The following is an 11832-nucleotide window of genomic DNA, read 5'->3' as shown; positions in this document are numbered from 1 at the left end:
CGTCCTGTCACCCCGTGTCCCGCCCCGTCACCCGTGTCCCGCCCGGCCTCCAGGACCGGCACCGCACACCGGACCGCACCGCGCCTTCCGGCACGGTTCACCTTCCGTTCACTCTCCTCGGTCGACGGCTTCACCTGTTCTGCCTAATTTCGGCCTTACGCGGTGCACGAAGCCTGACGATGCACCGGACAACCCGACACGCGCCGCCTTCGAAGCGACGGACACCCGGTCCGGGCACGGCGGCCTCTGGAAGGAACCCCCGAAAGTGAAGCTTTCGCGCAAGAACGGGCTTCGCGCCTCCGCGATCGGTGCCCTCGTCGTCTCCGGTGCGCTCGTCCTGTCGGCGTGTGGTTCGGACAACAACAGCGAGCCCACCAAGGGTGGCGGCGAGAAGACCACGAACGCCGCCGCTTCGAACATCGCGTGCGAGGGCGCCAAGGGCCAGCTGCTCGCCGCGGGCTCCAGCGCGCAGAAGAACGCGATGGACCTGTGGGTGAAGAACTTCCAGGCCGCCTGTGAGGGTGTCGAGGTCAACTACCAGTCCATCGGCTCCGGCGGCGGCATCACCAAGTTCAACCAGGGCCAGGTCGCCTTCGCGGGCTCCGACTCCGCCCTGAAGGACGAAGAGGTCGCCGAGTCCAAGAAGATCTGCAAGGACGGCACCGGCATCAACCTGCCGATGGTCGGCGGCCCCATCGCCATCGGCTACAAGCTGGAGGGCGTGGACAACCTCGTCCTGGACGCCTCCACGATCGCCAAGATCTTCGACAACAAGATCACCAAGTGGAACGACCCGGCGATCGCCAAGCTGAACCCGGGCGCCAAGCTCCCCGACTCCACCATCCAGGCCTTCCACCGCTCGGACGAGTCCGGCACCACCCAGAACCTGGGCAAGTACCTCTCGACCGCCGCCCCGGCCGACTGGAAGCACGACCCGAAGTCCAAGTCGTGGCCCGCCCAGGGCGGCCAGGCCGCCAACGGCTCCTCCGGTGTCGCCACCGCGGTCAAGGACGCCGAGGGCTCCATCGGCTACTTCGAGCTCTCCTACGCCACCGCCAACAAGATCTCCACGGTCAGCGTCAACACCGGCGCCTCCGCCCCGGTCGCCGCCACCACGGAGAACGCCTCCAAGGCCATCGCCGCCGCCAAGGTCAAGGGCACCGGCAACGACGTGGCCCTCTCCCTCGACTACGCCACCAAGGCCGAGGGCGCCTACCCGCTGGTCCTCGTCACCTACGAGATCGCCTGCGACAAGGGCAACAAGGCGGAGACCCTGCCGACCCTGAAGGCCTTCCTGAACTACGCGATCAGCGAGGAGGGCCAGAAGGTCCTCGCCGACGCCGACTACGCGCCGATGCCGGCCGAGATCGCCGCCAAGGTCCGCCAGATCGTCCCGACCCTGTCCTGACCCCCGGCCGGGGGCGGCCCCTCACCTCCCGTGGAGGCGCCGCCCCCGGCATCCGGTGCACCGCCGCCAGGATCCGTACCCCGTACGGCTCCGCAGACCGGAGAAACCGATGGTTACCACGACACCACCCGCCACAGAGAAGAACAGGAGCAGGCGCGCCAAGGGCGCGGCCCGCCCCGGGGACCGCATCTTCAGCGGCCTCTCCAAGGGCTCCGGCATCACCCTGCTCGTCATCATGGCCGCGATCGCGGTCTTCCTGACCTACCGCACGGTCCTCGCCGTCTCGAAGGACAGCACCAACTTCTTCACCACCTTCGAGTGGAACCCGGCGGGCGACCCGCCGGTCTTCGGCATCGCCGTCCTCGCCTTCGGCACGATCGTCTCCTCGGTCATCGCCATGGCCATCGCCGTGCCGGTCGCCATCGGCATCGCGCTCTTCATCTCGCACTACGCCCCGCGCAAGCTGGCCAAGCCGCTCGCGTACGTCGTCGACCTGCTCGCCGCCGTGCCCAGCATCATCTACGGCCTCTGGGGCGCGATCTTCCTCGTGCCCTACCTGGGCGGCCTCAACAAGTGGCTCGACCAGTACCTGGGCTGGACGTACATCTTCGACAAGTCCAGCGACGGCGTCGCCCGCAACATGTTCACCGTCGGCATCCTGCTGGCGATCATGATCCTCCCGATCATCACCAACGTGACCCGCGAGGTCTTCCTCCAGGCCCCGAAGATGCACGAGGAGGCCGCGCTCGCCCTCGGCGCCACGCGCTGGGAGGTCATCCGCATGGCGGTGCTGCCCTTCGGCCGCTCCGGCATCATCTCCGCCTCCATGCTGGGCCTCGGCCGCGCGCTCGGCGAGACCATGGCCGTCGCCGTGGTCCTCTCGCCCAGCTTCGTCCTCTCCGGCCGGCTGCTCGACCCGGGCGGCGGCACCTTCGCCCAGAACATCGCCGCGAAGTTCAACGAGGCCAACGAGTTCGGCCGGGACGCCCTGATCGCCTCCGGTCTCGTCCTCTTCGTCATCACCCTGCTGGTCAACGGCGCGGCCCGATGGATCATCGCCCGCCGCAAGGAGTACTCGGGGGCCGCAGCATGAGCCACGCCGTCCAGGAACGTCCGGTCGCGTTCGCCAAGCCCCGCGGCCCGCTCTCCCACGCCCGCCTCCCGCGCTGGACGCCGCTCGCCGTCGCCGCCGGCTCCGTCGCCGCCGGCACCGGCATCGGCCTCGCCGCCGGCTGGCACAGCAAGGTGCAGTGGGGCATGATCTCCGCGCTCCTCTTCGTCCTGGCCACCTACGTCCTCACCACCAAGGTCGAGGGCGCCCGCCAGGCCAAGGACCGCGTCGCCACCAGCCTCGTCTGGGTCTGCTTCGTCCTCGCCGTCATCCCGCTGCTCTCCCTCGCCTGGGTCACCCTCAGCAAGGGCCTCGAAGTCCTCGACGGCTACTTCCTGACCCACTCGATGAACGGCGTCCTCGACGCCGAGGCCGGCGGCGGCGTCTACCACGCCCTCCTCGGCACCATCGAGCAGGTCGCCATCGCGACCCTGATCGCCGCGCCGATCGGCCTGCTCACCGCGGTCTACCTGGTCGAGTACGGCACCGGGAAGCTCGCCAGGGCCGTCACCTTCTTCGTCGACGTCATGACGGGCATCCCGTCGATCGTCGCCGGCCTCTTCGTCCTCTCCACCTGGACCCTGATGCTGGGCTTCGGCCCCTCCGGTTTCGCCGGTGCGATGGCCCTCGCCATCCTGATGATGCCGGTCGTCGTCCGCTCCACCGAGGAGATGCTCAAGCTCGTCCCGAACGAGCTCCGCGAGGCCAGCCTCGCCCTCGGCGTCCCCAAGTGGCGGACGATCCTGAAGGTGGTCCTGCCCACCGCCATCGGCGGCATCACCACGGGCGTGATGCTCGCGGTCGCCCGCATCACCGGCGAGACGGCCCCCGTCCTGCTCCTCGTGTTCGGTACGAAGCTCATCAACCCGAACCCCTTCGAAGGCGCCCAGTCCTCCCTGCCGCTCTACGTGTACGAGCAGTACGCGGTCGGCACCGACGCCGCCGTGGCCCGCGCCTGGGCCGCCGCGCTCGTCCTGATCGCCTTCGTCATGATCCTCAACCTGGTGGCCCGCGGCATCGCCCGCTGGAAGGCCCCGAAGACCGGCCGCTGAGCCGAACGGAAGTGAACTAGTTATGGCCAAGCGAATCGACGTCAGCGGCCTCTCCGCCTACTACGGCGCCCACAAGGCGATCGACGACATCTCCATGACCGTCGAGCCCCGCTCCGTGACGGCCTTCATCGGCCCCTCCGGCTGCGGCAAGTCCACCTTCCTGCGCACCCTGAACCGCATGCACGAGGTCACCCCCGGCGGCCGCGTCGAGGGCAAGGTGATGCTGGACGACGAGAACCTGTACGGCTCCGGCGTCGACCCGGTCGCGGTGCGCCGTACCGTCGGCATGGTCTTCCAGCGCCCCAACCCCTTCCCCACCATGTCGATCTTCGACAACGTGGCGGCGGGCCTGCGGCTCAACGGCTCCTACAAGAAGGCGGAGCTGAACGACATCGTCGAGCGCTCCCTCAAGGGCGCCAACCTGTGGAACGAGGTCAAGGACCGGCTCAACAAGCCGGGCTCCGGCCTCTCCGGCGGCCAGCAGCAGCGTCTGTGCATCGCCCGCGCGATCGCCGTCGAGCCGGACGTCCTGCTCATGGACGAGCCCTGCTCGGCCCTCGACCCGATCTCGACCCTCGCGATCGAGGACCTGATCGGCGAGCTGAAGGAGCGCTTCACGATCGTCATCGTGACGCACAACATGCAGCAGGCCGCGCGCGTCTCGGACCGGACCGCGTTCTTCAACCTGGCCGCCGTCGGCCAGCCCGGCAAGCTCATCGAGATCGACGACACCGAGCGCATCTTCTCCAACCCGAGCGTCCAGGCGACCGAGGACTACATCTCCGGCCGCTTCGGATAAAGCAGTCGTACGGCGCTGCATGGCGGTGCCGCCGTACGACGAAGGGCCCGGCTCCCCCTGGGGAGCCGGGCCCAACCACGTTCGGGCGCCTGCCGTCGGCCACCGGCACCCGTCAGCCGAAGAGCAGCCGCACCACGCCGCATCCCCCGGGGGACAACCCCCGGACCCCCGGCGAAACCGGACGGTGACGCCCGTCAGCCGAAGAGCAGCCGCACCACGTAGTAGCTCAGTGCGGCGGCCAGCGCCGCCGCCGGCATGGTGATGAACCAGCCCATCACGATGTTCTTGGCGACACCCCACCGCACCGCGTTGATCCGCTTCGTCGCGCCCACGCCCATGATCGAGGAGGTGATGACGTGCGTCGTCGAGATCGGCGCGTGGAAGAGGAACGCCGAGCCGAACATGATCGACGCGCCGGTGGTCTCGGCCGCGAAGCCCTGCGGCGGGTCCAGCTCGATGATCTTGCGGCCGAGGGTCCTCATGATGCGCCAGCCGCCCGCGTACGTACCGAGCGAGAGCATCACGGCACAGGAGATCTTCACCCACACCGGGATCTCGCTGTTCGGCTGCTCCACATCCGCGATGACCAGGGCCATCACCACGATGCCCATCGTCTTCTGGGCGTCCTGGAGGCCGTGACCGAGCGCCATGCCGGCCGCCGACACCGTCTGCGCGATGCGGAAGCCCCGCTTGGTCTTGTGCGGGTTGGCCTTGCGGAAGATCCACATGATCAGGCACATGACCAGGTAACCGGCGAGCAGACCGACGACCGGCGAGACGAACATCGGGATGACGATCTTGTCGACCACACCTCCCCAGATCACCTCGGTGCCACCGGCCAGCGCCGCGCCCACCATGCCGCCGAACAGGGCGTGCGAGGAGGAGGACGGCAGGCCGAAGTACCAGGTGACCAGGTTCCAGATGATCGCGCCGACGAGCGCGGCGAAGAGGATGCCCATCCCCTTGTCGCCGGTCGGGGTCTCGATGATCCCCTCGCTGACGGTCTTGGCGACCCCCTGGCCCAGGAAGGCGCCCGCGAGGTTCATGACCGCCGCCATCGCGAGGGCCGCGCGCGGGGTCAGCGCCCGCGTCGACACCGAGGTCGCGATCGCGTTGGCGGAGTCGTGGAAGCCGTTGGTGTACGTGAAACCGAGCGCGACGCCGATGGTCACGATCAGGGCGAAGGTGTCCACGAAGCCTCAGGACTCCTTGACCGCGATGGTCTCCACCGTGTTGGCCACGTGCTCGAAGGCGTCGGCCGCCTCTTCGAGCACATCCACGATCTGCTTGAGCTTCAGCACCTCGATGGCGTCGTACTTGCCGTTGAAGAGGTGGGCGAGCAGCTTGCGGTGGATCTGGTCGGCCTGGTTCTCCAGCCGGTTGACCTCGATCCAGTACTCGGTGAGGTCCTCCATCGTCCGCAGGTTCGGCATCGCCTCGGCGGTCAGCTCCGCCGCCCGGGCCAGGACCTCGATCTGCTGCTCGACGCCCTTGGGCAGTTCCTCGATGTTGTAGAGGACGACCAGGTCGACGGCCTCCTCCATGAAGTCCATGATGTCGTCGAGGGACGAGGCGAGGGAGTAGATGTCCTCACGGTCGAACGGCGTGATGAAGGAGGAGTTCAACTGGTGGAAGATCGCGTGGGTGGCGTCGTCACCGGCGTGCTCCGCTGCCCGCATCCGCTCCGCGATCTCGGCCCGGGCGGAAGGCTCCGCTCCGAGCAGTTCCATCAGGAGCTTCGAGCCCGTGACGATGTTGTCCGCGGACGCGGCGAACATGTCGTAGAAACTCGTCTCCCTGGGGGTCAGACGAAATCGCACGTGAGGTCCTCGGGGTGCTGGGTTTCGGTCAGGCTGATGCTAGGCGCATCGTCCGGCCACGGCTAACCGGCGTCCTCTCAGTGTCGCCCATCAGGCACAGTGAGCCGCACGAGACCCCGCCCCGCAAACGGCGGGGATCGGTACCATATACCCACGAGGGGTATACACCCCCTTATCTGGACAACGGGAGGACGCGATGACGACCACCGAGACGGACCAGGTCACCCCCGAGGCCGTCGAGGCCGTCGGGCCGGCCGACCACGCGCACGGGGTGCACGGCTACCACAAGCAGAAGGACGAGCACCTCAAGCGGCTGCGGCGGATCGAGGGCCAGATCCGCGGCCTCCAGCGGATGGTCGACGAGGACGTCTACTGCATCGACATACTCACCCAGGTCTCGGCCTCCACGAAGGCGCTGCAGTCCTTCGCCCTCCAGCTCCTGGAGGAGCACCTGCGGCACTGCGTGGCGGACGCGTCGGCCCACGGCGGCGACCTCGACGCCAAGGTCGAGGAGGCCACCAAGGCGATCGGCCGGATGCTCCGCACCTGAGCCGACGGTTCAGGGGCCGGCCGGTTCGACCCGCAGCACCTCGTCGATCAGGTCGGCACTGAGCCGTTCCCCGTCCGCGGCCGAAGCGGCGATGATCAGCTCGCCGCACAGCTCTATCTCGGCGAGGGCGACGCGGTCGGGGTCGGCGGTCACGGTCGCGGTACCGAGCGGGGCCACGCGCATTCACCTCTTCCTGCCGGAGTCTGCCGGAGTCGGTGTCCCAGCGTAGGGATCGAGCCACGTACCGCGCATGACACGGACGGACCATTTGCCGGTGGCCCGCCCCCGTCCACCGGGGGCGGCGCGTCAGATCTCGACCTTGCCCGCGTAGATGTCCCGCCCCTCCGGCAGCGTCACCTCGACCCGCGTCCCGAAGCCGTAGAGCAGCGTCGTCGAGGCGACGGCCACCGTCTGCCCCTGGTTGCTGAAGCTGAACTGGTGGCGGACCTTCCGCAGCCGCCCGTCCCCGTCGAGATACGCGTCGAAGGGCACCGTGTCCACGGAGAACCCTTTCGCCGCCGCGGCGAGCGAGCCCCGCAGCTGCGGTGCGGCGACCCGGGCCGCCGCGCCGATGTCGGCGACGCCCCGGTAGTGCCGGACCTTCACGCCCGCGAGCTCCGTCTCCCCCACGTACGTCACGTCCCGCGCCCCGCGCAGCAGCTCGGCCGCCGCGCCGGGGTCGGTGGCCCCGCCGGTGACCAGATTGCCGTCGTCGAGGGTGGTGGTGTCGACCCGTACCCACTTGTCGGCGGGGACGCCGGCGCCGCGGTTCTTCATGTAGAGCGCGCCGGGGGTGAGCAGCTCGGTGATCGGCCGGTGCTCGCTGGTGCCGGCCGCGTCCTTGGGGAGCACCACCTGGAGCCGGCCGGTGCGGCGGCGGAAGTCGTAGCCGCCCTCGCCGCGGATGGTGACGCGGGTCCCGCCGGAGGCCATCTCCATCGCGGTCGACGCCTTGGAGGTGCCGGCCCTGACCAGGGCGTCGGCGGCGCCCCGCACGGCACCGCCCGGGTCGGGCAGCGGCCGCGCCTGCTCGGCCGCGGCACACCCGGTGACCGCCGCGGCGACCAGGGAGGCGGTGACGGCGAGCGCGCCGCCGCCGAGCCCGCGCGGACGCCCGTACCGCTGCTCCACCATCGCCCGTCAACCCCCAAGAGCCAGGATTCCCGATGCGGATAACGACGGCACGGGCGAGCCGTCACGCGCAGTACGGTGGGGACGTGTCCGAGCAGCCCGCGCCCAGCCCGCACCACACGACGACCACGGAGCGCGGCTCTTTCGCGCTGGCCCGCTGCACCTGCGGCTGGACGGGCCCGGCCCGCCGCTCCCGCGACCGCGCCCGCACGGACGCCACCGAGCACCTCGGCGCGGAGGAGCACCAGGAGACACGTCCCTAGAGGTACGTCCCTAGGCGGCGAGGTCCTTCTCTCCCCGGCCGTCCTCGGCGGGGCCGCCGAGGCGGGGCTCGGGGAGGCCGATCGTCTCGGGCCGGGTGTCCGCGGGGGCGTCGGCCCGGCGGGAGCGGACGAGCCGTGCGCCGCGGCGCGAGCGGCCGACGGCGGAGACCAGCGGGGTGAGCAGCGCCAGCGTCAGCGGGGCGAGGAGCAGCGTCACGGCGGTGCCGAGGGCGAGGCCGCCGATGACGTCGGTCGGGTAGTGGACGCCCATGTAGACGCGGGCGAAGCCCTCGGCGAGGGCGAGGCCGATGGCGGCGAGGCCGAAGCGGCGGTCGGCGACGAAGACGGCGACGGCGATCGCCATCGCCATCGTGGCGTGGTCGCTGACGAAGGAGAAGTCCGTCTTGCCCGCGACGAGCACCTCCAGGCCCTCGTGGTCGACGAAGGGGCGGGGGCGCTCGACGAAGCCGCGGATGGGGATGTTCACCAGGAGGGCGAGCCCGGCCGCGAGCGGGGCCCAGACGAGCGCGGCGACGGCCGAGGCGGAGTCGGCGGGGGTGCCGCGCCGGCGGACGCTCCACCAGCACCAGAGCACGACGAGGACCATCCCGAGCAGGATGCCGTACTCGCCGATGAACGCCATGGCCCGGTCGGACCACGGGGGAGCGTCCCGGGCGAGCCCGTTGATGTCGTACAGCAGGCCGACATCCGGACTCGAACCGTCCGATGCGAGTTCAGCCATCTGCCGCGGTCCCTTGCTCTCGTGTGCCGGCTTCCAACCCCCGTGGTCAGGCGTGGTCGGACATCGTCGTGCGTGGCGGTACGTGGTGGTGATGCGTGGTGATGCGTGGTCGGGTTCCCCGAAGGGGGAACGAACCCGCTGAGGCACACGTTCCGCTGTCTCCGGTGGATCATGCCGACGTTACCGAAGAGTGACGCCGCCCCGCAGCTCAGGGCCTGCGCCTGACGGAGAGTTCCGGCCGGGCGGACCGTCAGTTCACGCCTGCGCGCCGGGGGAACGGGTGGGGAGGGCGGCGGCACCGTCCTTCGTGACCCGGGTCGCCCCGAAGTAGTCGGGTGTGTCGATCCGGTCGAAGCGGATCACCGCCCCGGTCCGCGGCGCGTCGATCATGTAGCCGCCGCCCACGTAGATGCCGACGTGACGGATCGCCCGCGAGTTCGTCAGGTCGTCGGAGAAGAAGACGAGGTCGCCGGGGAGCAGTTCGTCCCGGTTCGGGTGGGGCCCCGCGTTGTACTGGTCGTTGGCCACGCGCGGCAGCTCGATCCCCACCGAGCGGTACGCGGCCTGGGTCAGGCCCGAGCAGTCGAACCGGCCGCCCTGCGCCGCCGTGCCCGTACCGCCCCACAGGTACGGGGTCCCCAGCTTGCCCTGCGCGTAGTGGATCGCGCCCGCCGCCTGCTGCGAGGGCGCGACCCGGCCCTGCGGACGGGCGAAGCTCTTCTCCAGCGAGCGGATGATCCGCACGTAGTTCTGCGTCTCGCTGTACGGCGGGACGCCCCGGTACTGGATGACCCGGTACGCGCCCGCGTTGTACGCCGCCAGCATGTTGCTGACCGGGTCGCCCGGCACGTTCTTCACGTAACGGGCCAGCGCGCAGTCGTACGAGGCGGCCGACGGGATCGCGTCCGCCGGGTCCCAGATGTCCTTGTCGCCGTCGCCGTCCCCGTCGACGCCGTGGGTCGCCCAGGTGCCGGGGATGAACTGCGCGATGCCCCGCGCGTCCGCCGGCGACACCGCCCGCGGGTTCCAGCCGCTCTCCTGGTAGAGCTGCGCCGCGAGCAGTGCCGGGTTGATCTCCGGGCAGAGGTTGCCCCAGCGCTGGACGAGCCCCTGGTACTTCGCCGGAACCGCGCCCTTGGCCAGCGCCACCGTGCCGGTCGCCGCCGAGCCCGCGCCGCCGAGGAAGCCGGCCGCCGCCGCGTACGTACCGATCAGGAGCAGGGCCAGGAACCCGGCACAGAGCCCGAAGGCCCCGCCGGCCAGCAGCCACGCCTTGCCCGCCCTACGCACCGTCAACCACCCCTCGGCCCATGGCAGTCCACCGGGGGACAAGTCTAGGCGGGGCGCCCGCCGGACGGGGTGGGCCCGCCGTTACACGTTTCGGACAATCCTCCGCAACCGCGATCGGCCGGCCGTACGTCTCCGCTCCCGCACCGCACCTCGGGATCCGTCGGCACAGGGGTAGGGACATGACACGCAGGGGAATCACCGGAACCACGAGAACAAGACATCCCGCACGCGCGGCGCGGCCGGCCGCCACGGGCCTGGCGGCGGCACTGGCCGTGGGCCTGCTGGCCGGATGCGGCCCGGACGAAGGAGCGGCCGAAGACCCGTCAGGAGCGGGAACCCCGACGGGAAGCGCGACCCCGACGACCCCGCACACCCCGACCGCCCCGCACACTCCGACCGCCGCGCCGACTCCGACCGCCGCGCCGACTCCGACCGCCGTGCCGACGTCGGCCGCACCCGCTCCGGGCTCTTCGGACTCTCCGGGCTCCTCGGCGGCCCTGACGTGCGATCAGCTCCGGAACGCCCAGCTGCAGACCGCCCTCGTCAAGCTGCCCGACCACCCGCGCGACTCCATGCGGCTGACCGACGGCCACTGGGCGGGCGAGGACGGCGTCCGGGTCGACCTGGTGGAGCCCGAGTGCGCGACGGGCCGGCTCGTCGGGGACGCCGCGGCCGACGCCGTGGGCGTCGTGAAGATCACCCCGGAGGGCACGGGCCGGTTCTACACCGTGGTCGTCTGGCGCAACGACCACGGCACCCCGGTCCCCGCCGCCACCCTGTCCCTCGGCGACCGCAACCCGGTGGTCGCCCTCACGGTGAGGGGCCCCAACGTGGCCGTGGTCTACCACACCCGACACGACACCGACCCGCCGGTGGCCCACACCGTGACGCGCACCAGCGTCTACCGCGTGGAGGGGACGAGCCTCCGCGAGATCAGCCGCGTCGACGCCCGCTACACCGGGGACTGACGGACACGGGACGGCGGGAGCCGGGCCGGTACGCCCACACCCACGCCCACGCCGCGCGGGCGTACCGGCGATCCCCACGCGGACGCGGCCCCAAGAGTGCAACAACGACAATCATTGCCCGGAGTCACCCCCCGTGATACACAGAGTGACCATACGCTTCTTCGCATGGAATCCGGCCGTACCGCCGCAGGTCAAGACGGTCAGATCGGTCAAGTGTGCGGGGATCGGGTAAAGAGAGCCGTCAAGCCGTCACACGCGAGCGGTTTCATCAGCGAAGATAGTGGCGATGCCCCATGCCGTCCGGCAGGGGTGACCAACGACCCGACAGGGGCGGTGAGTTATATGTACCTGGCGGCCGAGAAGGGCGACATCACCACCATCATCGGTGGAATCGCCCCGAACTGGGGTCCTTTCGGGAGCCTGGGCGCCGAAGCGAAGATCATGATCGAGGTCGTGATGGCCGTGGCCATCCTGCTCTGCCTCGGCATCGCCATCTGGGGAGCGGCGAAACAGCGCATCGGCGCGACCGCGCTTCGCGACACCTTCAGCGCCGAACAGGGCAAGGGCCTCATCGTGGCCGGCCTCACCGGCGTCTTCATCATCGGCTCCCTCGGAACCCTCTTCACCATCGTCTACGGAATGGCGATCTGACCCCGCCTCACCGAGGCACCCCCCGACCCTCCTGACGGGTGGTCGGC

Annotated in this window: 14 protein-coding genes; 8 read left to right on the top strand and 6 right to left on the bottom strand. The window is 70.3% G+C overall.

Annotated features, from left to right (window positions below):
* Positions 1–265 precede the first annotated feature (265 nt).
* The 4 genes from pstS to pstB all read left to right on the top strand — a co-directional run bounded on the left by pstS (position 266) and on the right by pstB (position 4370).
* A complete protein-coding gene (gene pstS / locus QK442_RS27845; protein ID WP_282696831.1) occupies positions 266–1408 on the top strand; it encodes a phosphate ABC transporter substrate-binding protein PstS in 1143 nt (380 codons plus the stop codon).
* A gap of 109 nt (positions 1409–1517) precedes the next feature.
* The gene (gene pstC / locus QK442_RS27840; RefSeq protein ID WP_282696830.1) at positions 1518–2501 is read left to right on the top strand and encodes a phosphate ABC transporter permease subunit PstC; all 984 of its coding nucleotides are present in this window, start codon (positions 1518–1520) and stop codon (positions 2499–2501) included.
* Positions 2498–3571 carry a phosphate ABC transporter permease PstA gene (gene pstA, locus QK442_RS27835; RefSeq protein ID WP_282696829.1) on the top strand — a complete coding sequence of 358 codons (1074 nt, stop codon included), beginning with the start codon at positions 2498–2500 and terminating at the stop codon, positions 3569–3571. Before pstC ends, pstA begins: the two co-directional genes overlap by 4 nt.
* A gap of 22 nt (positions 3572–3593) precedes the next feature.
* Positions 3594–4370: a phosphate ABC transporter ATP-binding protein PstB gene (gene pstB / locus QK442_RS27830; protein ID WP_282696828.1), complete on the top strand. Its 777-nt coding sequence runs from the start codon at positions 3594–3596 to the stop codon at positions 4368–4370.
* A 194-nt stretch (positions 4371–4564) separates the two neighbouring features.
* On the opposite strand, the gene QK442_RS27825 is transcribed toward pstB, so the two are convergent.
* Both QK442_RS27825 and QK442_RS27820 read right to left on the bottom strand, forming a co-directional pair.
* Complete coding sequence (locus tag QK442_RS27825; RefSeq protein ID WP_282696827.1) at positions 4565–5563, bottom strand: inorganic phosphate transporter; 999 nt, start codon at positions 5561–5563, stop codon at positions 4565–4567.
* 6 nt (positions 5564–5569) lie between these two features.
* Positions 5570–6190 (bottom strand): DUF47 family protein, encoded by a 621-nt coding sequence (locus QK442_RS27820; protein ID WP_282696826.1) that lies wholly within the window; start codon positions 6188–6190, stop codon positions 5570–5572.
* A 196-nt stretch (positions 6191–6386) separates the two neighbouring features.
* Between QK442_RS27820 and QK442_RS27815 the strand changes: the two genes are divergently transcribed.
* Positions 6387–6740, top strand: coding sequence for a metal-sensitive transcriptional regulator (locus tag QK442_RS27815; protein WP_282696825.1), 354 nt, complete (start codon positions 6387–6389; stop codon positions 6738–6740).
* Positions 6741–6749: 9 nt separating this feature from the next.
* On the opposite strand, the gene QK442_RS27810 is transcribed toward QK442_RS27815, so the two are convergent.
* Together QK442_RS27810 and QK442_RS27805 are read right to left on the bottom strand one after the other, a co-directional pair.
* Complete coding sequence (locus QK442_RS27810) at positions 6750–6917, bottom strand: hypothetical protein (protein WP_282696908.1); 168 nt, start codon at positions 6915–6917, stop codon at positions 6750–6752.
* Positions 6918–7046: 129 nt separating this feature from the next.
* Positions 7047–7874, bottom strand: coding sequence for a hypothetical protein (locus tag QK442_RS27805; RefSeq protein ID WP_282696824.1), 828 nt, complete (start codon positions 7872–7874; stop codon positions 7047–7049).
* 83 nt (positions 7875–7957) lie between these two features.
* Between QK442_RS27805 and QK442_RS27800 the strand changes: the two genes are divergently transcribed.
* Entirely contained in the window at positions 7958–8134 is a 177-nt protein-coding gene (locus QK442_RS27800; RefSeq protein WP_282696823.1) for a hypothetical protein, read from the top strand.
* Positions 8135–8144: 10 nt separating this feature from the next.
* Here the strand turns inward: QK442_RS27800 and QK442_RS27795 are convergent, their stop codons facing one another.
* Positions 8145–8876 carry a phosphatase PAP2 family protein gene (locus QK442_RS27795; protein WP_282696822.1) on the bottom strand — a complete coding sequence of 244 codons (732 nt, stop codon included), beginning with the start codon at positions 8874–8876 and terminating at the stop codon, positions 8145–8147.
* Between the two features lie 255 nt (positions 8877–9131).
* A complete protein-coding gene (locus QK442_RS27790; protein ID WP_282696903.1) occupies positions 9132–10166 on the bottom strand; it encodes a bifunctional lytic transglycosylase/C40 family peptidase in 1035 nt (344 codons plus the stop codon).
* Between the two features lie 437 nt (positions 10167–10603).
* On the opposite strand from QK442_RS27790, the gene QK442_RS27785 reads away from it, so the two are divergent.
* The gene (locus QK442_RS27785) at positions 10604–11134 is read left to right on the top strand and encodes a hypothetical protein (protein WP_282696821.1); all 531 of its coding nucleotides are present in this window, start codon (positions 10604–10606) and stop codon (positions 11132–11134) included.
* A gap of 342 nt (positions 11135–11476) precedes the next feature.
* Entirely contained in the window at positions 11477–11785 is a 309-nt protein-coding gene (locus QK442_RS27780; RefSeq protein WP_030495498.1) for a hypothetical protein, read from the top strand.
* The last annotated feature ends 47 nt before the right edge of the window (positions 11786–11832 follow it).

Source organism: Streptomyces sp. CC208A (assembly GCF_030010625.1).
Lineage (GTDB): Bacteria > Actinomycetota > Actinomycetes > Streptomycetales > Streptomycetaceae > Streptomyces.
This window is presented reverse-complemented; position numbering and strand designations above follow the sequence as displayed.

Excerpts from the sequence above, each read along its gene's own strand:
- pstC (WP_282696830.1), top strand. The coding sequence starts at position 1,518 with ATGGTTACCACGACACCACCCGCCACAGAGAAGAACAGGAGCAGGCGC.
- pstA (WP_282696829.1), top strand. The coding sequence starts at position 2,498 with ATGAGCCACGCCGTCCAGGAACGTCCGGTCGCGTTCGCCAAGCCCCGC.
- pstB (WP_282696828.1), top strand. The coding sequence starts at position 3,594 with ATGGCCAAGCGAATCGACGTCAGCGGCCTCTCCGCCTACTACGGCGCC.
- QK442_RS27815 (WP_282696825.1), top strand. The coding sequence starts at position 6,387 with ATGACGACCACCGAGACGGACCAGGTCACCCCCGAGGCCGTCGAGGCC.
- QK442_RS27805 (WP_282696824.1), bottom strand. The coding sequence starts at position 7,874 with ATGGTGGAGCAGCGGTACGGGCGTCCGCGCGGGCTCGGCGGCGGCGCG.
- QK442_RS27795 (WP_282696822.1), bottom strand. The coding sequence starts at position 8,876 with ATGGCTGAACTCGCATCGGACGGTTCGAGTCCGGATGTCGGCCTGCTG.
- QK442_RS27780 (WP_030495498.1), top strand. The coding sequence starts at position 11,477 with ATGTACCTGGCGGCCGAGAAGGGCGACATCACCACCATCATCGGTGGA.